General features: G+C 59.0%; 24 protein-coding genes. 10 read left to right on the top strand and 14 right to left on the bottom strand.

All coding sequences use genetic code 11. From position 1 onward, the window contains the following. Positions 1–47: 47 nt before the first annotated feature. From HDE80_RS06330 to HDE80_RS06305, 6 genes are all read right to left on the bottom strand, one after another. Positions 48–1,115, bottom strand: a complete 1,068-nt coding sequence (locus HDE80_RS06330) for a ribosomal protein L7/L12 (protein WP_184668994.1) — start codon at positions 1,113–1,115, stop codon at positions 48–50. A gap of 97 nt (positions 1,116–1,212) precedes the next feature. Continuing rightward, positions 1,213–1,761, bottom strand: a complete 549-nt coding sequence (locus HDE80_RS06325) for a hypothetical protein (RefSeq protein ID WP_184668992.1) — start codon at positions 1,759–1,761, stop codon at positions 1,213–1,215. A 5-nt stretch (positions 1,762–1,766) separates the two neighbouring features. Beyond that, on the bottom strand, positions 1,767–2,606 hold the full coding sequence (locus HDE80_RS06320) for an SPFH domain-containing protein (protein WP_184602501.1): 840 nt from the start codon (positions 2,604–2,606) through the stop codon (positions 1,767–1,769). A gap of 426 nt (positions 2,607–3,032) precedes the next feature. Next, the gene (locus HDE80_RS06315) at positions 3,033–3,731 is read right to left on the bottom strand and encodes a hypothetical protein (RefSeq protein WP_184668990.1); all 699 of its coding nucleotides are present in this window, start codon (positions 3,729–3,731) and stop codon (positions 3,033–3,035) included. A 298-nt stretch (positions 3,732–4,029) separates the two neighbouring features. Beyond that, complete coding sequence (locus tag HDE80_RS06310; RefSeq protein ID WP_184668988.1) at positions 4,030–4,470, bottom strand: lysozyme inhibitor LprI family protein; 441 nt, start codon at positions 4,468–4,470, stop codon at positions 4,030–4,032. Between the two features lie 109 nt (positions 4,471–4,579). After that, positions 4,580–6,268, bottom strand: a complete 1,689-nt coding sequence (locus HDE80_RS06305; RefSeq protein WP_184668986.1) for a peptide-N4-asparagine amidase — start codon at positions 6,266–6,268, stop codon at positions 4,580–4,582. A gap of 410 nt (positions 6,269–6,678) precedes the next feature. Between HDE80_RS06305 and HDE80_RS06300 the strand changes: the two genes are divergently transcribed. Further along, a complete protein-coding gene (locus HDE80_RS06300) occupies positions 6,679–7,695 on the top strand; it encodes a glycosyl hydrolase (RefSeq protein ID WP_184668984.1) in 1,017 nt (338 codons plus the stop codon). Positions 7,696–7,950: 255 nt separating this feature from the next. Here the strand turns inward: HDE80_RS06300 and HDE80_RS06295 are convergent, their stop codons facing one another. From HDE80_RS06295 to HDE80_RS06285, 3 genes are read right to left on the bottom strand one after another with little or no spacing between them, the layout of a single operon-like run. Further along, entirely contained in the window at positions 7,951–9,003 is a 1,053-nt protein-coding gene (locus HDE80_RS06295; RefSeq protein ID WP_304625750.1) for a Dyp-type peroxidase, read from the bottom strand. Then, positions 8,969–9,253, bottom strand: a complete 285-nt coding sequence (locus HDE80_RS06290; RefSeq protein ID WP_184668982.1) for a hypothetical protein — start codon at positions 9,251–9,253, stop codon at positions 8,969–8,971. The genes HDE80_RS06295 and HDE80_RS06290 overlap by 35 nt, the downstream gene beginning before the upstream one ends. Positions 9,254–9,302: 49 nt before the next feature. Further along, complete coding sequence (locus tag HDE80_RS06285; protein ID WP_184668980.1) at positions 9,303–10,067, bottom strand: thioredoxin family protein; 765 nt, start codon at positions 10,065–10,067, stop codon at positions 9,303–9,305. A gap of 116 nt (positions 10,068–10,183) precedes the next feature. On the opposite strand from HDE80_RS06285, the gene HDE80_RS06280 reads away from it, so the two are divergent. Next, positions 10,184–11,404 (top strand): helix-turn-helix domain-containing protein, encoded by a 1,221-nt coding sequence (locus tag HDE80_RS06280; protein ID WP_184668978.1) that lies wholly within the window; start codon positions 10,184–10,186, stop codon positions 11,402–11,404. A gap of 9 nt (positions 11,405–11,413) precedes the next feature. Then, on the top strand, positions 11,414–12,064 hold the full coding sequence (locus tag HDE80_RS06275) for a PQQ-binding-like beta-propeller repeat protein (protein WP_184668976.1): 651 nt from the start codon (positions 11,414–11,416) through the stop codon (positions 12,062–12,064). Between the two features lie 35 nt (positions 12,065–12,099). Here the strand turns inward: HDE80_RS06275 and HDE80_RS06270 are convergent, their stop codons facing one another. Together HDE80_RS06270 and HDE80_RS06265 are read right to left on the bottom strand one after the other, a co-directional pair. Beyond that, positions 12,100–13,047, bottom strand: a complete 948-nt coding sequence (locus tag HDE80_RS06270; protein ID WP_184668973.1) for an alpha/beta hydrolase — start codon at positions 13,045–13,047, stop codon at positions 12,100–12,102. 51 nt (positions 13,048–13,098) lie between these two features. Beyond that, a complete protein-coding gene (locus HDE80_RS06265; RefSeq protein ID WP_184668971.1) occupies positions 13,099–13,623 on the bottom strand; it encodes a serine hydrolase in 525 nt (174 codons plus the stop codon). 385 nt (positions 13,624–14,008) lie between these two features. Between HDE80_RS06265 and HDE80_RS06260 the strand changes: the two genes are divergently transcribed. From HDE80_RS06260 to HDE80_RS06245, 4 genes are all read left to right on the top strand, one after another. Next, positions 14,009–15,226 (top strand): GGDEF domain-containing protein, encoded by a 1,218-nt coding sequence (locus tag HDE80_RS06260; protein WP_345776418.1) that lies wholly within the window; start codon positions 14,009–14,011, stop codon positions 15,224–15,226. A gap of 253 nt (positions 15,227–15,479) precedes the next feature. Continuing rightward, the gene (locus HDE80_RS06255) at positions 15,480–15,836 is read left to right on the top strand and encodes a DUF1428 domain-containing protein (protein WP_184669890.1); all 357 of its coding nucleotides are present in this window, start codon (positions 15,480–15,482) and stop codon (positions 15,834–15,836) included. Between the two features lie 238 nt (positions 15,837–16,074). Further along, on the top strand, positions 16,075–16,554 hold the full coding sequence (locus tag HDE80_RS06250) for a VOC family protein (RefSeq protein WP_184668967.1): 480 nt from the start codon (positions 16,075–16,077) through the stop codon (positions 16,552–16,554). 108 nt (positions 16,555–16,662) lie between these two features. After that, positions 16,663–17,316 (top strand): glutathione S-transferase family protein, encoded by a 654-nt coding sequence (locus HDE80_RS06245; protein WP_184668965.1) that lies wholly within the window; start codon positions 16,663–16,665, stop codon positions 17,314–17,316. A 140-nt stretch (positions 17,317–17,456) separates the two neighbouring features. Here the strand turns inward: HDE80_RS06245 and HDE80_RS06240 are convergent, their stop codons facing one another. Both HDE80_RS06240 and HDE80_RS06235 read right to left on the bottom strand, forming a co-directional pair. After that, positions 17,457–17,843 (bottom strand): carboxypeptidase-like regulatory domain-containing protein, encoded by a 387-nt coding sequence (locus tag HDE80_RS06240; RefSeq protein ID WP_184668963.1) that lies wholly within the window; start codon positions 17,841–17,843, stop codon positions 17,457–17,459. Between the two features lie 686 nt (positions 17,844–18,529). After that, the gene (locus HDE80_RS06235) at positions 18,530–19,384 is read right to left on the bottom strand and encodes an oxidoreductase (RefSeq protein WP_184668961.1); all 855 of its coding nucleotides are present in this window, start codon (positions 19,382–19,384) and stop codon (positions 18,530–18,532) included. A gap of 72 nt (positions 19,385–19,456) precedes the next feature. Here HDE80_RS06235 and HDE80_RS06230 point away from each other — a divergent pair, with 72 nt between their 5' ends. Both HDE80_RS06230 and HDE80_RS06225 read left to right on the top strand, forming a co-directional pair. After that, positions 19,457–19,849 (top strand): MerR family transcriptional regulator, encoded by a 393-nt coding sequence (locus tag HDE80_RS06230; RefSeq protein ID WP_184668959.1) that lies wholly within the window; start codon positions 19,457–19,459, stop codon positions 19,847–19,849. Between the two features lie 166 nt (positions 19,850–20,015). Next, on the top strand, positions 20,016–20,681 hold the full coding sequence (locus HDE80_RS06225; RefSeq protein ID WP_255483617.1) for a dihydrofolate reductase family protein: 666 nt from the start codon (positions 20,016–20,018) through the stop codon (positions 20,679–20,681). Between the two features lie 38 nt (positions 20,682–20,719). Here HDE80_RS06225 and HDE80_RS06220 read toward each other — a convergent pair whose 3' ends face one another. Beyond that, the gene (locus tag HDE80_RS06220) at positions 20,720–20,962 is read right to left on the bottom strand and encodes a hypothetical protein (RefSeq protein WP_184668955.1); all 243 of its coding nucleotides are present in this window, start codon (positions 20,960–20,962) and stop codon (positions 20,720–20,722) included. Positions 20,963–21,158: 196 nt separating this feature from the next. Between HDE80_RS06220 and HDE80_RS06215 the strand changes: the two genes are divergently transcribed. After that, entirely contained in the window at positions 21,159–21,920 is a 762-nt protein-coding gene (locus HDE80_RS06215) for an SDR family oxidoreductase (protein WP_184668953.1), read from the top strand. Positions 21,921–22,040 lie beyond the last annotated feature (120 nt).

Raw genomic sequence — 22,040 nt, 5'->3', positions numbered from 1 at the left:
TCCTTGTTTGCTTTCGCGCGCGGTAGATGCATCAGCATGCCATCCGCTCACACCACAATCACTGTAGCTCCTGCGCTCTCGAGTTGGCGCTTGATCGAATCCGCCTGTTCCGGCGCGAGATTTTCCAGCAGCTTTTGCGGGGCGGATTCCACCAAGTTCTTGGCGTCGAGCAAAGACATCCCCGGACGGGCGCTGCGCACCATTTTGATTACCTCGATAAGGTTTCGTCCCGCATTCACTAGCAACACGGTCTGCCCACCGGGTGAACCCATCGTGGTAGTAATGGTCACGGTCCGGGTCGATTGCATCGGCGACGATAGCGTTTCATAGGGATTGCCATAGCCCATCGCGATCGAATCGATGCTCACTGTCTTTGTGTCATCCGGATCGTAGCGTAGCGCTACCTCCGCACCCGCATGGGCAATGCGCGCAGCCTTTTCCGGCGTCGACAGGCTGATGGTGAGTTCGGCGCGATAAGGCCAGCCGCTTTCCGGGGTCACTTCCAGATCAAGCCGCCATTTGCTGAATCCGCGCGCAGCTAACGTCGCATCGGCCATCGGTATCGAATCGGCCGTCTTGACGACGCCCTTCGCCTTCGCACCCGCCTCCAGAATCTGCGGTCCCAATACGAGAGCGTCAAGGCGATTGGCTCCCACTGGCAGAGTCTGCACTCCGGTCATGGAAGCGGGCGCAAGCGCGACGACGGAAGGGTCGCTTTGATCAAGCAGAACGTAGATGCGATCGCCGCGCGTCAATCCGTGCCCTTCGGGCAGCGGTGCCACAACCCGCCGCTTCGGTGCGCCAATGGCATCGAGTTCGAGCGTTGCCTCAGGACTGCCGGTCGCCAACGAGGAAATGGAAATGATCTCGCCTACACCGAGCGTTCCTTGAGGAGGAGTCTCTGAAGATGAAGAGCCCGCCTGGGCCATCGCTTGAGCAAGAAGAGTCGCCTTCACTTCCTCCTTCAGCGCGAGCACCGAGGTGATCCCGCCAATTGGGCGATCCTTGTCCATCGATTGGAGTATGGTTTTTATTTGCGCAGTGCGCTTTCGAAACCGGCGAGTGCTCACCACCACCACGAGGACAACAATGACCAGAACAATGATGGTGAACATGGCGAAGACTCCCTGGATGAAGCGCTATAGCGATGTGCAACCGATTGGCGACAAGTATGCCGACGCAGTTGCACTGATCTTTTGAATCTATCTATGGCTATGCGACGCGACCGATCAACGCTTCCTCGCGACCTCGCAGGGTCTGCTGGATCGCCAGCAAACCCTCCTTGATATCGGCTTGGTGTTCCAGCATCCACAAACCGTTCTTGCCATCCAGCAGTGTCTGCAGCAGCGACGCCTGCCCGGTCAATTGCTCATCGGTGTGGATCAACGCCTGTAGCGTGCCGGCCTCCTTGCGGTAACGCTGCGTCATGCGGTCATTTTCCGGCACTGGCAACGCCTGCAGCCGATTACCGACCAAGCCGATTTCCGCGCCAAGCCGTTCGAGGTCGCGGGCACCCGTCACGATATCGGGATCAGGAAAAGGCTTCTCGCGGGTCGGAGTTCTGATGAACTCGTGTCGATAATCAGTCTCGGCGCGCTCCACGCTCGAGCGCGCCATGCCGAGCAGACGAGATGCCTGGCTGCGCACCATTTGGTCATCTGCGCGCAGCTGGTTCTCCAGCCGGTAGAAGTTGTAGCCCCAGCCATAAAACAGATTGATGGCGATGCGCCGTAGTTCGCCCTCATCATAAAAGCCAGACATCGCGACTATATCCCGCTGGAGAGACCGGTCTCCGCGCCCACGGGATAAACACCCGTTGTGGGCACACCGATCTGGAAGGGCATACCCGCGGCCGCGTTGGGCGCAGACACAAGCCCCTTGTCGGCCATCCTTAGAGCCAGGTAATAACGCACCGCTTCGATCGGGGTGAGACCGATAGCCTGCAGCGAAATGAGCTCGCGCATGCGCTCATCCTTCGGCATGATCAACACCTTCAGATCGTTGAGCGTGATCCCGAAGATGTGTAGGAAATCGGTGAGATGGCTCTTGACCGATTCACGAATCTCGCCGATATGCGCGTTGATATCCTCCATCTTCGTCACTTGCACGATCTGGTTGATCGCCTGCTCGATCGCAGGTCCGGCGTAATCGGCAACCTCCTTCGTATCGATCAGCTGGCCATTGAATGGCAGGTGGGTGATCAGATCGAGCGCCGCCGCTTTGGTATCGACATGGATGTAATAGTCTACCTGATAGGCCATTTCGGCCATTTCGGCACTGGTTGCGACGCCCTGACTGCGAACCAGCAGCTTCGAGCGATTGATGTAGATGACTTCAAACACCCACGGTGACGAACCACCGAAGAAGCCCTGCGCGATCGAACCCAACAGCGGCTTGTCCGGCGTGGTCAGCGCAAATTGTCCGGTCTCATAAACTTCGAGCACCGCGCCGCGTGACTTGAGTACGCAGAAATGATTGCTCTCCACCGTCAGAAGAGAGCCCGATACGATGCTCTCATCCACGATCTTTACGGCCAGACTGCGGGTACCCAACAGATCGGTGCCGTCGCGCGCGAGAGAGGTAATAACTTGCCGTACGAGCGCCATACTAAATTCCTTGTAATAGAGGGATACCTGGGACAGGCAAAATCAACCAGCCATGAATCTGCTACCGAACAACCGCCACGAAGCATGCACCCGCATGGGGGGAACCCGCAACTGGAAATTCCGTCCATCGGGCGAGCGCGTTATGCCAGCCACTTTACTAGTAGCGATCGTGGTGGCCGCTGACTCTCGCTGAAACAAATCCGTCAATTTCGGGGAGATGTTATGACGTGTTTACTACCGTCGGGCAGCCAGACCACCGGCAACGTCAACTTCTGTTTTTTCTTGCGCATTCGGTGGTGATCTCATATCCCGCATTCGCATGCCGTGTCGTGCCGTCGCACGGATCATTCCACAGCACGCTGCAATGCGGGTAGCCTCACCTACTCCCCCACCGTGATGCAGGCTGACCCGCATCAAACCAGCGACTTAGCCGGTACAACTCGGATAAGGCATCTGTTCACCAGGGACGATCGGACACAGCTTGATGGGCTGTAGATGCTGCAGCCGTCCTCGCCATGTCGCCTCGTCCAGAGCAATGGGCTGAGCCGATGCAGGGCCGCGTATCGCCCACTGCAAGCCGTAATAGTCATTGCTGCCTTTGATTTCCACGATCAGTGTGGACTCGCTATGCGAGGCACTGGCTTCGGTCACAGTGCCGCAACTGGCGATCATGGCGTAAGCATAGACGCCGCTTAATTGGACCTCGCCTAGATTCAGACTGCTGAAGGTCGTCGGACATACCGAGTGGAACCGCTTGGCCAGGTCGAACGCCACGAATTGAGGCGTGATGTTGATCTTGGAAGCCAGGCCCTTGCCGCCCGTTTGCGTGATCATCTGCGTCCATTGGGATTTGCTTTCGCCGGCAGGCACCGACTCCTGAATATAGAACGTGCCTGCATTGCCCACGTTTTCGAAAACAGATCTGAAATTTCCAGGCACGCTTACAAGAAGTAGCTGGCTGAAGATCGGTGTTATCTCTTTGATCGAGCCGTTGGAGCCAACGTATTTATTGATGGCATTGAGCGGTACACGTTGAGAATAAGCCGACTGGGCTGATGCAAAGCCGCTGAATGTGAAGCAGCAAAGGCCCAGGATTCCAGCCGAAAGAAACGCAATCTTTTTCACATGCTCTCCTTGTGTTTGATGATCCGATATAAAACGCATCACTCCCCAACCAGGGAGCGCGAAACCCGAGATCGCGGTCAGAGTGAATGTTCAGGGGAGGTCGACCCTGTCCCCTGCCTGGTCGTTATATCGTGTACCGGAATCGGTGATGGTACGAATGCCGCTGGCCTGGATTTTATGCGCGGCCATGGCGGCGGTTTTGATTTTGGTAAGAAGGTCTCAGAGATCTTTCATATCCTGGCGATAGTAAATGTCTCCGACACCTTGATTCCCGCGATAACCCCTAGCGTCATGGCAATCAGGGGCCTTCGATGTTCAGGGTGCTCACGTATGCTTCGAGTTGTCGGGCTCGATCACGGGTCAGTGTCATGACCGCATTCGCCTCCATGGGCACGTACATGGTTCCATGGCGCGTCGTATAAAAGTCAAGTTGCGCTTTGGACTCCGCATCGCGAAACGTAAGCCAGGTGCGCTGAGCCACGCGCAAACTTGAAGCCGGTGCCGACGGAAGCTCGCGCATCAATTGGGCATAAGCGTGATTCATGCGTTTATCCCAGTCCTTCTGCGCTTTACCGATGCAATCGGTCTGCCCTCCCGTGGACGCATTGTCCGGAACGCTCAAGCATTGGTCTAACTGGCTATCGATCGAATCGAGAGGTTCACCGGCATACCCGATTCCCGCTACACAAAGCGCCAGCACCAACAGAGCGAATCGGGCAACCTGCTTCAATGGACGCATGCTTGAACCTCCTGGACTGCCCCCTCGATCGTAAGCACTTCCCGCCTGGGATACAGTCGGGTTCGCCGATCCAGCGGCAGAAGTCTTGCCGCTACCTTAGATCACTGCATCAGGGCAGCAGCTGCAACGTCGCCCCGTAGACCTTGGATGCGTATTGCGAAAAGCGATCGCGCCAGGACAGGGAATTCAATCCTAGCCAACAATCGCCACCATCCTGCCAGCTGGTGAGCGCATTATTTTTTGAAGCAATTTTGCGGCTGTAGCACGCACCGAATGTGTCGTTATAGGTATAAGCCTGACGGCTATGCGTATCGGTTATTCCCGTGACGTTCTGGCCTGTCGAATCCCAGAGGATGGTGTTGTTGCCGACGAACTGGTTGTCCACCACGGCAGCGACCGGCGGCGAAGCGTCGGACAGCACCTCGACCGACTGCTTGAATTCCTGGTCCTTTACGTCGCTGTATTGCTGGTACGTTCCGTCGGGCTGCTGGAAATAACCCAGATCGAGCTTGAGCGGATAGCTATGCTGTTCGTGAACGATCGTTTTCTTCCAGCCCTCGGTACGCGTGGTCGTCGAATCCACGGTCGAGCTTTGTACGATATTCTCGCCTTCGCTGTTGGCCGGCAATGAATAGTCCTGCGCATTGGAAAATGCGACGGTTTGCGCTACCTGCGTCTTCACCACTCCATGCGAGGTGATCACCGTGCCGGTGATGGCGAACTGGCGATTCGAGGTGACGGTGATCTTGCCACCGGTGACATTGTTGCTTGAATTATAGGTAAGGTTTTCGACGACCTTCGGTATCGGCGCAGCGCTCAAGGTGTTGGAAACCACCGCCCCGATGACCTGGCGCGATCCGTGATCGAGATAAAGCAGCAAATTGCCTGCCACGGAGAAATACTGGTTCGCATTGAATACGCTCAGCGCAACGGTGTGCGATTTTCCGTCATCGAGCGCACCCGCGAAAGGCGTAAGGTCGACGCGATAAGGCACGAACGACAAGGTCTGTACACCCGGCGTCGGCTCCCACAACCAGGGATTGCCGGTGCCACCGGTATAAATCCACGGATACACCGGCGCAACGCCGGCGGGCTGACCATCTATGCTGATTTCGGCCTCGCGAAACGCCGTATTGTTGCAGCCGAAGAAGCTGAGCTGTCCTTGATCGTTCGGATTGCAGGAATACCAGATTTCGTCGTTGCTTTGGCTTTGGGTATACACATCCAGATACGCGCGCTCGATATTCCTCGGCAGTGACGTGTAAGTCGCCACGTATTGACTGCTGGTCGTGTTCAAGGCGTAGGTGCCGTTGGCCGGATTGGAATTCATGGACAGCACGACATCCGGACGCGGCTGTGGCGTTTGGCGCACGCCGTCGACCGGCGGATAGAAATACAGCGCCGCCGAACCGGTAATTTTGCCGTCGTACGGCCCTTCAACATAATTGGTGAGGTCGGCGTGCCCGATCTGGTTTGTGCCGAACAGCGCACTGTAGTCGGTCACATCTCGCTCGATATGCCAAGTCGTGGGATTGGGCGGCGCAATGGTCGGCTCCTGCGTGGTGCCGAAATAGAGGATGGCGCCACCCAACCAGATGGAACCGGTACGATCAAACTGATTGGTGCCGACGATGCCTAGATCGATACTGAGTACGACCTTCTGCCACGGACCGGGACAACCGGCGGCCGGTGCGTAGTTGAATGGGACAGGGCCACTGAGATTGTCGAACGACTGATTGGTAAACAAAGGGATGACGCATGGCGTACCCGGCGGACGCGGCACCAACGGATCAGCCACGGCCACATTCCGAGAACCGATGGTCAAGGATTGTGCCGAAACGGTCAGCGAGGCGCCGCACGCCAAAACGGCCGCGACACACAAAGCGAAGCACGACTGCAGTCCACGCATAGAACGCAGATGAGATGACATAACGACCCCATTCAAAAAACCCCTTGCCTCGAAGATTTAGCACAGGACTGCCGCACCGCGCAATCTACGAAGCAATACAGTGCGGAGATTTAGGGTTCGAAGCGCGACTCACTCCAGTTCACCCGCATGTCTAACGTTCGCCATTTTCCTTCGCAAAACTGACGCAGCAAAACACGCACTGTCTTCAGTTTTCCATCCTTCAGATTTCAATCGTTAATCTGGACCAGCTGTACAAATTCCTGGAAAGAATTCCCTCAACTTTCAACAAGGCAACGCGAATGGACTGCAAATTCCGCCCTGGCTTTCGAGTTCTGTTCCCTGTGGCTGTCGCCATTTTCTGCTGCTTGTCGCCACTTCTTGCGACAGCCACCGATACATTGCCGGTCCTCGGCACCGACGCCGAAAGCATCAAGCAATATGACGCTACGGTAGAAGACGCTGGTCGCCCGTTGCGGTGGAACCTCAGCTACATGAAGTACAACCAGTCGTTGAACACAAAGCTGTTCGACAGTCTGGTGCAGAGAGGGGTCACACATATCGTCGTTAATGTTGGCCTTGAAAACAGCCTGTCGGTCATCCAAAGCGGCAAGCTGGACGAAGACCTGAAACAACTGGCTACCGACATGTTTCAGTGGCATCAAGCCAACCCGCAAGTACAACTGATCGCACGTCCCTTTCATGAAATGAACGGAAACTGGTATCCCTGGGGATTCAAAAACGGTCACAACCACAATTCAATCGCGCAGTTCAATCCGGCATGGCGGCATGTGCGCAATGTCATGCACGTCCGCTTCCCCGACCTGCCCTTCATGTGGTGCCCGGGCGTCAATCAGGACAATAACTTCATCACCTATTACCCCGGCAACGACCAGGTGGAATACCTGTGCTTTGACGGCTATAACCATTCCACCTCGCAGGGTGGATGGGTCACCATGGAAAAGGTATTCCACGACTCCCTGGCCGCCGTTCGCACCACTCCAGGCATCGATCCCAGGAAGCCGCTGGTGATCGGGGAAACGGCAACCATCGAGCCCAATGCGGAAGCCGCGGCCGCCGGACACAGCAAAGCCGAATGGTTTGGCCACACCTACGGCAACATGGGCTGGTGGCTGCATAACGAAGCGCCGAAATTCGGCGTCACCACGGTGCTTTATTTCAATTACCCCGATATATACACCGGAAAAGCTCTACCACCCGAAGCCTATAAGAACGATTACCTGATCTACGATCCGCAACTGCGAAATGCCGCTGAAAGCCGCACCGCGTTTAGGGTATCCGTGCATGACTTGCCTTAAAGCGCTTCTCTGTCGCTGACCGCGAAACAGCCTGATCGTCATCGATTTGATGACGATCTCTAATCCACTCGCCTATGGCGAACTACCGCCTGCGATTTGCGTTTTCATACAGCTTCGCTCGGAAGCGGACAATCCAAACTTGCTGGCAACGTCGTCGGACTGCAATGTGCTGCCTAAATCAACGTGGGTCATTATCAGCGGCCTGTTCAGCCTTGACCGGAATCCGCACTCGGCTTTGCCTGGCATCTCTTGCACCTAAACATTGGCCAGGAACGTCGCGGACGGGACGAAAAACAGCGAGCCGGTGACGGCCTTGCTGAAGTCCAGCAGGCGGTCGTAGTTGCCCGGCGGTCGACCGACGAACATGTTGACTAGCATCTGCTCGATCCTGTCCGGAGATCGCGCGTAACCGATGAAGTAGGTGCCGAACTCGCCCTTGCCAACTTCGCCGAATGGCATGTTGTCACGCACGATTTGCAGCTGTTCACCATCCTTCTCGATGTTGGTCAGGACGTTGTGCGCATAGGCGGCCTTCGCGGTATCGGCTTGTTCGATATCCGAGAGTTTCTTCCTGCCGATGATGTTTTCCTGTTGCTCGACAGGCAGCGCGTCCCAAGCCTTCAGGTTGTGGAGATACTTCTGCGTAATGACGTAGCTTCCACCGGCAAAGGTGGGGTCTTCTTCGCCGATGATCGCGGCATTGATGGCGTCCGGGTCCCCAGGATTCTCGGTGCCGTCGACAAAGCCGAGCAGATCGCGCTCGTCGTAGTACTTGAAGCCATGCACTTCGTCTACTGTCGAGACGGCGTCGCCGATGCGGGACATGATCTGAGCCGCCAGCTCGAAGCACAGGTCCATGCGCGCGGCACGGATATGGAAGAGTATGTCCCCCGGCGTGGAGACGGCATGGTGCTGTCCCTTGATCTCGCGAAACGGGTGCAATTCGTTGGGCCTCGGCTGCCCGAAAAGTCGGTCCCACGCGTCTGAGCCAAAGGCCATGACGCAGGACAGCCGGCCTTCGAAATCGCGGAAGCCCACCGCACGCAAAAGAGACGCCAGATCACCGCAAAGCGCTCGGACCGTCTCTTCATGCCGAGTTTCAGGATTCAACGTCACCACGAGAAAAATCGCGGCGCGCGTAAGCTTGGCGACAACCGGTTGCTGAATGACGGAAGACACGATCCACCCCTTGCGAATTATTTTTCCCAGTATGGCTGGGGCTCGGTGGATTTCCAAAACAAACTGGCACTTTTTCGATGTGGCGAACGCCGGATCAGGATCGGCGGATACCGCGTCGACGGTGGGCAATTAATTTCAGCCAGGGCGTCGAATGGAAGACACTCATCAGTCCATACATCAGCACCATGCCGTTCAGCGGCGAGGCACCGTGCGCGGCCGAGCAAAGCATATCCATCGGGCTGCCTCCGAGAACGTTAGTCAGCAACGCCATGAGGGCAAACGTCGGCGCAGCCGCAAGACCCAGCCAGTCGGCTGCGCGGAAGGATGCCGCATTACTGCTTTCATGACCGATACCTGCGCCGTTATGCACGTCGCTCACGTCACCTCTCCTGTCATGAAGCACCGTTGAGCCATCATCAGGACATGGCTCAACGCTTGTCGTACTCGTCATGTCGACGCCACCAGATGCCTGTCTCATTGCGCCCCTTTGGCGCGCGGTCGAGCCACGGGTACATGCCCCAGACACCATCCACTCCGCGCGAGTAAGCAGAATAGGTGTGGTAAACGACGCCTTCCTCGAGCACGAACGCACTCATGCCCGGCCGATCGCGCCCGTACGTTGCCGTGTCGGTTCCGCAGGTGTCGGCTAACTGGACGACGGGCTCCGGGACCGATGACGCATCCATTGCATGACCGCCGCGCTCGTAGTTGTATTCGACGCTCCCTTCGCGCTGTTGCTCTTCGGTAAAGGAGACGTTGAAGTCGAAGTTGAAGTGGCCGCCGTTCGAGGATGCCCAGGGAAACGTCCACGCCATCCGGCGCTTGTAGGCCTGCAGCGTGGCCAGCGGCGCCCGCGACACCGCCGAGAACATCACGTCGTGGTTCATCAGGTGAACGGCGATGCCGTTGAAGCCATCCGCGATCGATGAGCAGGACGGACATCCCGCCTTGTAGTCGGGCCCGAACATGAAGTGATATACCAGCAGCTGCGAACAGCCGCGAAACAGGTCGATCAGAGAGACGTCGCCTTCCTCGGTCTCAAACCGGTAATCCTTGTCGACGCGCACCCACGGCAGTGCCTGCCGCTGCTGCGCGAGTGCGTCACTACGTCGGGTCAGCTCCTTTTCCTCTTGCAGCAACGCGAGCCGTGCTGTCAACCATTCGTCATGGGTTCCGGTGTTGTGAGTCGTCATCGCAATGGCCTCCTCGTCGTTCGCCTTGTTCGGGCAGCGGCATGTGGGTGGGTAGTTGTGCGATAGATTAGAAACCGGGCATCCAAGGTGGGAGTGACAAGTTTGGCGGGATTCGGATGGATTCGCTGATTACGGCAGCGGCGCGCGCGCTAGCGGCGGGCGATCCGCTTGGCGCGTTGAAGCGTGTCGCACTGCGCGACGATGCACCTGCGCTCGCACTGCGCGGCATCGCGATGGCACAACTCGGCGATTTCGTGCGGGCGAAGGCGTTGCTTCGCCGCGCCGCGCGCGCCTTCGGTCCGCACGAAGCGATGGCCCGCGCACGCTGTGCCGTCGCCGAAGCCGAGATTGCGCTCGTCTCGCGTGACCTCGGCGTGCCCACGAAGGCGCTGGATGCTGCGCGGGCCACGCTGGAAACACACGGCGATCGCGCGAACGCCGCGTATGCGCGCTATCTCCAGGCCCGTCGCCTGCTGTTGATCGGACGCCTCGACGACGCCGAACGCACGCTCGCTGAACTCGACCCTGCCGCGTTGCCGCCCGCATCGCGGGCCTCCTGCGAACTGGTCGTCGCCGGCATCGCGATACGTCGCCTGCGCGCGACAACGGCGCGCGCTGCGCTCATTCGAGCCGAACAGGCGGCACGCCAAGCTCGCATCCCGGCGCTGATGGCGGAAGTCCAAAGCGCCGTCCTCGTGCTGGCGCTGCCCGCCGCGCGCTTGATCGCCGACGGCAATGAACGACTCCTACAGCTCGATGAGGTCGAGACACTGCTGGCATCCCCAGCGCTCGTCGTAGACGCATGCCGTTACGTGGTGCGCGATGCGCGTTCGGTAATTTCGCTGGAGCGGCGACCGGTGTTGTTCACGCTTGCACGGACCCTGGCCGAAGCGTGGCCCAACGATGTACCGAGAGCCATGCTGATCGCACGAGCCTTCCGCACCAGGCACGCCGATGAGTCGCACCGCGCGCGGTTGCGGGTCGAAGTCGGGCGCCTGCGCACGCTGCTTCTGACGATGGCCGACATCAGTGCGACGAAGCACGGCTTCACGCTGACGCCGTACCATGCAAGCGAAGTCGTCGTGCTGGCCCGTCCCGTCGACGACGCACATACCGCGGTGCTTGCTCTGCTCGCCGACGGTGAATCGTGGTCGAGCTCAGCGCTGGCACTGGCACTCGGCACCAGCCAGCGCAGTGTGCAGCGGGCACTCGATGTGCTGGCGACTACCCATAAGGTGGACTCGTTCGGTCGCGGTCGGGCACGCCGTTGGATGACCCCGCCCGTGCCGGGATTCCCGACAAGCTTGTTACTCCCAGCGCCCTTCCCTGGCGATTAGGATGGATGCATGAAACGATCAAACGCCGAAATCATCCGCGAGTACGGTCCCTTTGCGGGTGTCGACAACGTAGGTGGCGTCACCTACGACGGTGAACACGTCTGGTTTGCCGCCGGCGACACGTTGGCCGCGTTCGATCCGGCCAGCGGCGAAGCATCGCGCAGCATCGATGTCGCCGCGCATGCAGGTACGGCTTTCGATGGCCAGCACCTGTTCCAGATCGCCGAGAACCGTATCCAGAAGATCGATCCGACGACCGGCCGCGTGCTCGCCACCATCCCGGCGCCGGGCGCTGGTGGCGACTCCGGACTCGCATGGGCCGAGGGCATGCTCTGGGTCGGACAATATCGCGACCGCAAGATTCATCAGGTCGATCCCGACACAGGGGCGATTCTTCGCACCATCGCGTGCGACCGTTTTGTCACTGGCGTCACCTGGGTCGACGGCGAGCTCTGGCACGGCACTTGGGAAGGCGATGAAAGCGATGTGCGACACATCGACCCCGATACCGGAGAAGTGCTCGAAAGCCTGCAGATGCCACCCGGTGTCGGTGTGTCAGGACTCGAGTCCGATGGCGACGACCGGTTCTTCTGCGGCGGCGGGCGCAGCGGCAAGATCACCGCCATCCGCCGGCCCAATACCCGGGTCAGCTCAGGCTGAGCCATTTGCTCCGCAGCAGAAGCGGACATTTTCTCTTAACGGCCCGTAGCGGGAACCACCCCGATGGTGCTCATCCACTGCTCCGCCAAGGCTGGCCAGCGTGTGATCGGATTCGACGTTGGCCTCAGCCCGAACGCATGGCCGCCGTGAGCATACAGATGCATCTCCACCTGCACGCCGGCGTTCTTCAAGGCGGTGTAGTAAACCAGCGACTGGTTCACGCCGTCCACGTCGTCGTCGTCTGCCTGCACCAGAAACGTCGGCGGTGTTTCGCGGGAGACCGGAACATTGGGATTCAACTTGTCATCGTCGGTCGCGAGATGCCCCGGATAGATAGGCATGGCGAAATCCGGGCGGGCACTTTCCCTGTCGGCAGCGTCGACGGGTGAATACAGGTGCCGTGCAAAGTTCGTGCTGATCTCCGCCACCAGATACCCACCCGCTGAAAACCCGAGCACACCAACCTTTTGCGGATCGATGTGCCAATCCGCAGCGTGATGGCGCACCAGCCTCATCGCTCGCTGAGTGTCCTGCAACGACGGCACCGATAACACTCGATTGTGCGGACGGCAATTGCATTGCCAGACATAAGGCACACTCGGAACGCGATACTTCAACAGGACACATGTGATGCCCTTGGACGTCAGCCAGTCACAGACGTCGGTGCCTTCGAGATCCATCGCTAATATCTGGAAGCCGCCGCCCGGAATCACGACGACCGCAGCCCCCGTGTTCTTCGCCGTCGGGCCATAGACCGTCATCGTGGGCTGCGACACGTTGCTCACGGCAACCACGGTTTTGCCGGCGACCAGCGATTTCGAGTTCGAGGCGTACTCCGCCCCCGGCATGGGCTTGGCATCCGGTGGCGTGCCAGGCCATAGAGGTATTTGCGTATGCCCGGCGTTGGGCTGCCAAACCATCGTTTTCGCATACGCGCCACCGCATACAGCCAGCAGACACACGGCAATGGCCCACAGCTTCATGACGCTCCTCCGTTTTGGCGCTCGCCAAAGTTGTGCGATCAAGGTAGGAAATCAGGCATGCGCATGCAGGAACGCGGTCACCACTGGCGGACCACCGACCACCTTCATCAGCGCATCCGCAGCCGTGCTGTCGCTTTCACTGACCGCGGCCTGCAACAACTGTTCGACCGTGAACGTCATCCGCTCGCCGCGGAAATGCGCACCTATGGATGGCACGGCCGAGCCACTTACCACGTCCGCACGAGTCACAATCACCTGCTGTTGCAGCGAGAGCTTGCCTGCATCGACACGTGCAAGCACCGCTGCGGCCACCGGCGCCTTGAACACGCTCATCATCGGAAAGGCCTGGCCGGCATTCACGCTGGCTTCGACGCCGCTTTGCAAATCGAGTACGGCGACACCCAGCGTTCCCGGACGCGCACGCTGCACCAGCGCATCAAGTGTCTGCTGCAGCCGGACATCCGGTGTTTTCGTCGCGAGAGCATCCAGCGCTTTCGCGGATGGCACCATGCAGGCGAACGAAAGCGCGAACATCGCCGCAGCCAAGCTGGAGCGACGAGTACGTAAACGATTCATGGAACGCTTCCTTGTCGAAGAGAAGAACCAACGGCAATCCTGCACACTGGTTATGGCTAATCCGTGGCGCATCGCTGGCCAAGACTGGGCGCCCTATCTCGCATCCGACACCTACTGGCACCGGACGCGTCGAGTTTCGAAGGTGTCTGCCACCTTTGTTTGACCCAATGCGGTCCGTTCTAGGACCGCGCACTCCGGTCTGAGCGAATCGATGCCGCCATGGCTCAGACCGCTGGTGCAGTACCAACCTTGTGTCCAAATCACCGGACGGCTTGCGCCGGGCCTAAGGCATCTTTGGAAGAAAACTCAAGTTTTGGGGAAAAGTGACGTTTTATAGCTGGTAACAGGCATTGAGTTAGCGAGGGCAACTACATTGGGGGCAATGGTGGAAACGATTACAAGATTGACCGACGTCAGCACCCTGTTAACGATCAACGCCTTATTGGCAGCTCTATCCGCGATCATTTTTCTGGCTCTCGATGCAACACGGCGAGGCGCGCAGCGCATCAACGGGGTGCTGCTATGGGGCATCAGTTATGCCGCCTTCGCCATAGGGTTTGGAACGCTGGCCCTCCCTTCCCTCGATGTTGATTTTGCCGAGCTTGCACTTCTCGGCAACCTGCTCATTGATGCCGGAACGGCGCTGGCCTTGCTCGCTGTGAACGCTTATTTGGACCGACCAAAACGGGAACTGGGGATATTGTTCCCGGCTGCCGCGATAGGCATCGCGGAAATCTACTATGTCCTGACCGGCGGTGAAAATTACCGTGTCATGGTGATGATGGGTTGTGCTCTCCGAGGGATTGTTACGATTGCGGCGGGCATTTCCTTGTGGTTCCACGCTACTGACACACAACGCTCGGGGTCGCGTCTAACTGCCGCCTTCCATTTTCTATGGGCGTTCATGCTGCTCAATCGAATGGCATGGTGGCTTTTTCATCCACAGGCCGACGTCAGTGAAGACCCGACCACTGCCTCCGCTCTGTTATCGCGCCTGATCCTGACATGGGTCATTACGCCAAGTCTCCTTTGGATGTTGACCCGTCAGCTTGACGCCGAATTGATCCGCTACGCTCATCAGGATCCCCTGACGGGAGTCGCCAATCGTCGCGTAATTTGGGAACGCGGTGAACGTTGGACTGCTGGAGTGGACGGACAAAACACGACGATGGCCGTTTTGATTATCGATGTAGACCATTTCAAAGTGATAAACGACACGTGGGGCCATGACGTGGGTGATCAGGTCCTCGTCGCCATCGCTGAAGCTTTAGCCGCCCATGTACGCAGCCAGGACCTCCTTGCCCGTGTCGGCGGTGAGGAGTTCATGGTGCTAATCAGCCCCGGTGACGAGCCGACAGTAAAAGAAATTGCGGAGCGTTTACGTCTTGCTGTCGAGGGCCGGTCCATTACCTTGCTGTCTGGTGACAAATTAACCTGCGAGGTCAGCATCGGTTATAGCGTATCGGCACGAGGCCAATCTAATTGGCGAGAGATGGTAATTGCTGCCGACCAGGCGCTCTACGCAGCCAAGCATGGCGGCCGAAATCAAGTCATCGGAGTCAGTTCTTTCAGGCCAACGCTCGAACAAGCAATCGCCTGTTGATTTTTGCCAAATGGACAAGGGGGACGGAGGCTGAGGTTTCCTCACGAATCTTCTTGATTGATAAGTACGTTGGATGCTGATTGAAGAAACAGAGCGCATGATTCGGTCATTCCTCATGGATTACGAAGCCAGAGGTGACCACACCATGCACACCATTGAGACGGCAAGCAAAGGAGCCCCATGTCGATCCTGCATGCGCTCGTTCGTCGCAAGGAAGAAGGTGACCATTCCGGCCACCATCGAGGCAACAGCCATGTCCTACATCGATGGTTTCGTGATCGCCGTACCCAACACCAACCGCGAGCAGTTCATCAAGCACGCCAATACCTTTGACGTCATTTTTCTGGAGTTCGGCGCCACACGGGTGCTGGAGTGCTGGGGCGACAACGTACCCGAAGGCAAGCTCACCGATTTCCGTCGCGCCGTGCAGGCAGAGGAAAACGAATCCGTGGTGTTCTCCTGGGTGGAATGGCCTGATAAAGCCACCCGCGATGCCGGCATGGCGAAATTCATGAAAGATCCGCGCATGGCCGCCGCCAGCGCATGTCCCTTCGACGGCAAACGGATGATCTTCGGCGGTTTCACGCCGGTAGTCAGTTTGCCGGCCTAGCCAAACCGGGGCGGCTGCGCGTGAAAAGTGCTGCCTGCCGCTCTCCTGTTTCGCTATCACCTAGGAAATCGGTCAGGAGTGCCGCCATGACCGGTAAGGTTGTCCGCCACCTTATTCTTTTTGTCCGTGCTTCGCCCTTCCGATCAGTGCTCGGAAGGGCGCGTGTCGATCTGCGCGCCCATCATTCGTCGTTAGAGAATGAAGAACATCCTCGCCGCCCTGAACCAGGAGAACCCCCATGGTCAGCAAGAACACGATTTGCCTTTGGTATGCCGGCACCGCGCTGGATGCCGCGACGTTCTACGCCAAGACGTTCCCGGATAGCGCCGTCGGCGCTGTCCATCATGCGCCGGGTGACTATCCCGCCGGCAAGCAGGGCAATGTGCTGACGGTCGAGTTCACCGTGATGGGTATCCCGTGCCTGGGATTGAATGGCGGACCCGGGTTCCCACATAGCTGGGCGTTCTCGTTCCAGGTGGCCACCGACGATCAGGCCGAAACCGACCGCCTGTGGAACGCGATCATCGACAACGGCGGCGAGGCCAGCGCCTGCGGCTGGTGCAAGGATAAGTGGGGTCTGTCGTGGCAGATCACCCCACGCGCTCTGACAGCCGCGGTCACCGACCCTGATCCCGCCGTAGCCAAGCGCGCGTTCGACGCCATGATGGGGATGACGAAGATAGACATCGCCGCGATCGAGGCCGCCCAGCGTGGTTGACGATGGCAACTGTCAGCCACCGTAGCAAGAGTCGCCTATTCGAAAAGTGCACTCTGCCCACTGTTTTGTGCAGCCCTGTCTTTTCCGTCCATCACCTGGAGCCTTCCAATGAACCCCACCATCACCGCCTTTGAAAGTTCGCCCGATCGCGGCAGAGGACTCGCGCGCGACATGCGCGTTCGTTGGGCGCTGGAAGAAGTGGGCCAACCTTACGCGGTTCGTCTTGTGTCGTTCAGTGCGATGAAGGAACCCGCGCATCGAGCGCTTCATCCATTCGGACAGATACCTACCTACGAAGAAGGCGATCTCGTCCTGTTCGAGTCAGGGGCCATCGTGTTGCATATTGCAGAGCGCCATGCGGGGCTGCTGCCGGACGATGAGAATGCCCGGGCGCGCGCGATCGCCTGGATGTTTGCTGCGGTCAACACGGTAGAGACGCCGATCCTTGATCTCCAAACCGCCAAGTTCGCAGAAGGTGACAAGCCTTGGGCCGAACAGCGCCTGCCCATCGTCATGGATCGCATCCGCGACCGGTTGAAGCAACTTTCCGCTCGCCTTGCCGACGCCGACTGGCTCGACGGCGCGTTCAGCGCGGGCGACCTCATGATGGTCGGCGTGCTGCTCCGGTTGAAAGCATCGGGCTTGCTGGACGAGTATCCGAACGTCGCCGCCTATGTCGCCCGAGGCGAAGCGCGGCCCGCCTTCAAGCGTGCTTTCGCCGCTCAATTGGCGGTATTCACTGGCCAACCTCTGACCAGCTAATAAAGGTTCACCGCTGCGAGGATGCGCTGGCTTTCCTGCCCGCAGACACGCCTGTTGCGCCCATCGCATGAAGAAAAGGGCCCGGCAGTCTCCCCACCTGACCTCCCTTCTTCACTAGGCGCGCATCAGTGCGCCAAAGCTCACTTCGTGTTGGCAACCTCGTTGCACTTGATCTCGCTGCAGTTGAAATCCACTTCGACGCCGCGACCCACGGTTACCGGCACATTGAGGTGCTTGGCGACATCCTGATCGTTCTGCTTCAGCGTGACCGTGTAGATGCCCGGCTGCAGCTCGAGTGCGGAGTAACGCCCGGTGGAATCCACCTTCACCGTTCGGCCAGCCCCAGTCCCATTGCTGCGCGCAGCAATGCTATAGCCCACTGGTGCCCTGCCGAACACCGAGCCCGCAGTGGCCTGCGCACTGGCCGTGGAGATACCAGCCACGGCGAACGCACCAATGACACCGACCAAAGCCAGAACACGGGCGATACGACGCGATACAGAACGGGGCGAGAGAATATTGTTCATGGATCACTTCCTTGGTTTATGGAGGGGGAAGCACGGGCATACCAGGGAGTTGGCGGCTGCCTGCGAAACGAGGCGGACGACGCCACCCCAAACCGGCGTGTCGCCGCTACTTCGCGCGATCGACCGCTTACGCCAGCAGCATGCTGCCAACGGTCATCGCGCACATCAGCACGCAGGCGCCGAACAGGCTACCCAGTAGCAGGGTTTCGTATTTGAATTTCATGGTGGCTCTCCATCGAGTGAGGAAACGAAGCGTTCGAGATGGATATGGCAAACACCGTGCCAACACTCTCACGCCCTGAAAACCGCGCTCCCATGCCGTTTTTGTTGATCATCGAAAGAGAACATCCGTCCGCGGACACTTCACGCGGACATCGGACGCAGCGGACACACCACAAAAGGCGGCGACACTCGACAGAAGTTCAGGCGCACTCTTGCGCGATGAGGTAAACCAAACCCTCACCACACCACTTGCCAACAGCGTTCACGGTGACCGCCACGACCTTGTCATCCACCCGATAGGCGAGCCGACATGGATGCGTCGTTCCTTGTGCTCGTCGCTCGTTGCAAAGAAGCCCCCCGCCCCCGAACAAGGAGAACCCCAATAGTCAGCAAGAACACGATTTGTCTTTGGTACAGCGGCAACGCCTCGGACGCCGCGACGTTCCCGTGTTTCGCTTTCGTGTTTACGCCATCCCCTTCTCCGCCATCCGCATCAACGCATCAAACGCGCGGTCGCTGAGTATCCGGCGCAGAAACAGGATCATGCGGGCGCCGCCGCCGGTGGCGTAGCGGGTGCGGGGACGGCGCGCACGCAGGGCGCGGGCAATGGTGCGGGCGACCACGTCCGGCGCTGACACCATTTTCGACGTCTCACTGGATTCGAACAAGCGCGCGTGTGCGGTGGCCTGCTCGGCGTAGGCGGTATGGCCGGAGCGCTGCAGCAGACTTTCCTTGGCGATGCCGGTCCATTCGGTACGGATCGCACCGGGCTCGACGATCACCACCTGGATGCCGAAGGGTGCCAGCTCCATCCGCAGGCAATCGCTCAGCCCTTCGACGGCGAACTTGGTGGCGTGATACCAGCTGCCCATCGGCTCGTGCATCTTGCCGCCGATCGAGGTGATGTTGACGATGCAGCCGCTACCCTGCGCGCGCATCATCGGCGTACTCAGCTGGATCAGTCGGGCCAGCCCGAACACGTTGACCTCGAACTGGCGACGCCCCTCGTCCAGCGGCACATCCTCCAGCGCACCGTAGGCACCGTAGCCGGCGTTGTTGACCAACACATCGAGGCGCCCTTCCGATCGCTGGATGGTATCCACCGCGGCGACGATGGAAGCATCGTCGGTCAGATCCAGCGACAGCAGACGAGCACCCGCCGTGCCGAGTGTCTGCATGCGTTCAAGCCGCCGCGCGGCGGCGTAAACCAGATAGCCATCGGCCAGCAGGCGCTGCGCCGTCGCCTCGCCGATACCCGAGGATGCGCCCGTAATCAGGGCTACCTTCTTTGTCACGCTGCTCGCGGTAGTCGTTGTCATGGCACATGTCCTTGGGATTCGGTAGGCGACAGTCTAAACTAGGGTCTATACACCCAAGTCAAGAGGCACCGCATGCTGATCGCCGAGTTCTGCCGCCAAGCCGACCTGACCCGCGACGCGGTACGCCTTTATGTAAAGCTCGGCCTGTTCGCGCCGAACGTAGGGCATAGCGCCAGCAATCGCTATCAGCAGTTCAGCGACGCCGACCTCGACCGCGCGGCCGTTATTCGCACCGCGCAGCAACTGGGCTTCACCCTGAAACAGATCGTTACGTTCAACCGCGAATACGCGGCGGGCGCAATGGATCGCGGACGGAAACTCGCCATCATGCGCGACCAGCTGGAAGCGGTCGACCTGAAGGCCGAGCGCATTCGCGCCATGAGGAAATACCTGCGCGCCAAGATCGCGTGGCTGGAAGGCGGCGAGCGCGGCGCCGAGCCGGTGTTCTGTCGCTCACGGTGTTAGCGAGATCAACGGTGTCAGGCTCGCCTACCAAGATGTAACGCGGACGAATTCGACATCAGTGGCCGTGTCGAAATGTGCCTCCGTCGTTCGTCGCTGCTCTACGTAGAGGCCAAATCGACATTGGCATCCTACGTTCTACCCACCATCGCAAGATCAAGGAGGAAGGATGGCTAGCTCAACGACAACAAAAAGAAAGCTCGTGTTGAAGATGTCCGTCTCCCTGGACGGCTTTGTCGCCGGACCGAACGGCGAGGCTGACTGGATATTTCGGACATCGGGGGGCGACGATTCCACGGCGTGGGTTCTGCAAACCCTTTGCGAAGCCGGCGTGCACATCATGGGTAGGCGCAGCTATGACGTCATGGCGGCGTTCTGGCCCTATTCGGACATGCCGATCGCGCCGCCGATGAACGACATCCCCAAGGTCATCTTTTCGAGGAAAGGGCTCAAGGACGGCGCACCGGTAGATCTGACGACGCCGTCGCTCGTCGAAGCAAAAGCGCGCAATGCGCACCAGCATGGCATCACGCCGACAGCAGCGGTGCTGCAGTCCTGGGCCGAACCCACAGTGGCACGCGGCGATCTCGTGGAAGAAATTCTCCGACTGAAGGAACAGCCGGGTCATTTCATCCTTGCGCACGGCGGCGCTGAATTCGCTCAAAGCCTCGTTGCCTCCGGCCTCGTTGACGAATATCGACTGGCCATCCATCCGGTGGTATTGGGCCAGGGCCTACCGCTGTTCTCCGGACTGCGCAGCCCGGTTGATCTGCGACTCATCGGAGCGACCTCCTTCCGCTCTGGCGTCATGGGAGTCGTCTACCAGCCGGCATGAATCGTCGCGCGCGGACGATGTAACGGGCTCTGACCGACTTAGTCGGCCTCCGCCGCCCTCTGCGCGAGTTCCTTGATCTTGAGCGCACGTAACTGCTCAGACTTTTTGAGTCCTTCGCGAGCCTCCTTGATCACCTCAAAGGCCAGATTTTGGCTGGTGTGATGCCGCTTCGCATCGATAGCGGCATCCAGCCGTTGCTGGGCTGCCCTGATCCCTTTATCGACACGGTAGAGAGGGGCGTGCGGGTTCGTGGTCAGGGGCGGCTCGTAGCTTTTCGTCATGGTATTGATTCGTGATCAGATCGTTCGCGATCAGATCAGCACGATAGCCGGCTTGGCCCCGCTCCGCACGTGCTTGGCCGTTGCCGGAAACGAGGATCAGCGTCGACTTTGCTAGACGTCGGTTTCTAAGAAAGTGCACTCTGCTCTCTGTTTTGCTGCTAACCGTTATTCCACCACCGTATAAAGGTTTCGCTCAATGGATATCGTCCCTCAGACACCGCTCATTCTGATAACGGGTGGAGGTCGTGGCGTAGGCGCGGCGACTGCGCGGCTGGCTGCCGCACAAGGTTACGATGTGGCGATCAGCTTCGTCTCCAACGAGTCTGCTGCCCTTGCGGTAGCGGCTGATGTAGAAGCCGTTGGGCACCAGGCTTTAGCCGCGCGTGCAGACAGCGCAGATCCAGAGCAGGTCGCTCAACTATTCGCAGCGATCGATCGAAAGTTCGGCCGGATCGATGTGCTGGTGAATAACGCCGCGATCATTGCGCAGCAGTCTCGACTAGAGGATCTCGAATTCGAGCGAATGCAGCGTATCTTCGCGGTCAACTCGATCGGCCCTATCCTCTGTGCACAGCAAGCGGTGAAGCGGATGTCGACTCGCCACAATGGGCTAGGCGGCGCCGTGATCAACATCTCATCGGCATCAGCCCGGCTTGGCAGTCCAAACGAATATGTCGACTACGCTGCGTCGAAGGGTGCCGTTGAAACATTCACTACAGGCTTCGCGAAGGAAGTCGCGCGGGATGGGATACGCGTCAACTGCGTTCGCCCTGGGCACATCTATACCGACATGCATGCGAGCGGCGGAGAGCCGGGACGCGTTGATCGCGTCAAGGACTCGATCCCGATGGGAAGAGGCGGTCAGCCTGAAGAGGTTGCGCAGGCGATCCTGTGGCTGGCAAGCGCCGAGGCTTCCTTCATCACCGGCACGTTTCTTGATGTCACTGACGGCAAGTGAGCATCAGGGCTGCGAAACGAAGAGGGGGCAGAGTCGACTTTCCAGGGCATTGGCCTCAAAGAAAGTGCACTCTGCTCCTGAGGTTTCCCCACGAATCTCCTTACTCAATCAACACGTTGC

Source organism: Rhodanobacter sp. A1T4, from assembly GCF_014207185.1.
Classification (GTDB): domain Bacteria; phylum Pseudomonadota; class Gammaproteobacteria; order Xanthomonadales; family Rhodanobacteraceae; genus Rhodanobacter.
This window is presented reverse-complemented; position numbering and strand designations above follow the sequence as displayed.

What these genes read in the sequence shown, in the direction of transcription:
- HDE80_RS06240 (WP_184668963.1), bottom strand. Translation starts at nt 17,843, where the DNA reads ATGAACAATATTCTCTCGCCCCGTTCTGTATCGCGTCGTATCGCCCGT.
- HDE80_RS06225 (WP_255483617.1), top strand. Translation starts at nt 20,016, where the DNA reads ATGGCTAGCTCAACGACAACAAAAAGAAAGCTCGTGTTGAAGATGTCC.
- HDE80_RS06320 (WP_184602501.1), bottom strand. Translation starts at nt 2,606, where the DNA reads ATGGCGCTCGTACGGCAAGTTATTACCTCTCTCGCGCGCGACGGCACC.
- HDE80_RS06245 (WP_184668965.1), top strand. Translation starts at nt 16,663, where the DNA reads ATGAACCCCACCATCACCGCCTTTGAAAGTTCGCCCGATCGCGGCAGA.
- HDE80_RS06310 (WP_184668988.1), bottom strand. Translation starts at nt 4,470, where the DNA reads ATGCGTCCATTGAAGCAGGTTGCCCGATTCGCTCTGTTGGTGCTGGCG.
- HDE80_RS06270 (WP_184668973.1), bottom strand. Translation starts at nt 13,047, where the DNA reads ATGAAGCTGTGGGCCATTGCCGTGTGTCTGCTGGCTGTATGCGGTGGC.
- HDE80_RS06220 (WP_184668955.1), bottom strand. Translation starts at nt 20,962, where the DNA reads ATGACGAAAAGCTACGAGCCGCCCCTGACCACGAACCCGCACGCCCCT.
- HDE80_RS06235 (WP_184668961.1), bottom strand. Translation starts at nt 19,384, where the DNA reads ATGACAACGACTACCGCGAGCAGCGTGACAAAGAAGGTAGCCCTGATT.
- HDE80_RS06215 (WP_184668953.1), top strand. Translation starts at nt 21,159, where the DNA reads ATGGATATCGTCCCTCAGACACCGCTCATTCTGATAACGGGTGGAGGT.
- HDE80_RS06300 (WP_184668984.1), top strand. Translation starts at nt 6,679, where the DNA reads ATGGACTGCAAATTCCGCCCTGGCTTTCGAGTTCTGTTCCCTGTGGCT.
- HDE80_RS06325 (WP_184668992.1), bottom strand. Translation starts at nt 1,761, where the DNA reads ATGTCTGGCTTTTATGATGAGGGCGAACTACGGCGCATCGCCATCAAT.
- HDE80_RS06255 (WP_184669890.1), top strand. Translation starts at nt 15,480, where the DNA reads ATGTCCTACATCGATGGTTTCGTGATCGCCGTACCCAACACCAACCGC.
- HDE80_RS06275 (WP_184668976.1), top strand. Translation starts at nt 11,414, where the DNA reads ATGAAACGATCAAACGCCGAAATCATCCGCGAGTACGGTCCCTTTGCG.
- HDE80_RS06285 (WP_184668980.1), bottom strand. Translation starts at nt 10,067, where the DNA reads ATGACGACTCACAACACCGGAACCCATGACGAATGGTTGACAGCACGG.
- HDE80_RS06280 (WP_184668978.1), top strand. Translation starts at nt 10,184, where the DNA reads ATGGATTCGCTGATTACGGCAGCGGCGCGCGCGCTAGCGGCGGGCGAT.
- HDE80_RS06250 (WP_184668967.1), top strand. Translation starts at nt 16,075, where the DNA reads ATGGTCAGCAAGAACACGATTTGCCTTTGGTATGCCGGCACCGCGCTG.
- HDE80_RS06330 (WP_184668994.1), bottom strand. Translation starts at nt 1,115, where the DNA reads ATGTTCACCATCATTGTTCTGGTCATTGTTGTCCTCGTGGTGGTGGTG.
- HDE80_RS06265 (WP_184668971.1), bottom strand. Translation starts at nt 13,623, where the DNA reads ATGAATCGTTTACGTACTCGTCGCTCCAGCTTGGCTGCGGCGATGTTC.
- HDE80_RS06230 (WP_184668959.1), top strand. Translation starts at nt 19,457, where the DNA reads ATGCTGATCGCCGAGTTCTGCCGCCAAGCCGACCTGACCCGCGACGCG.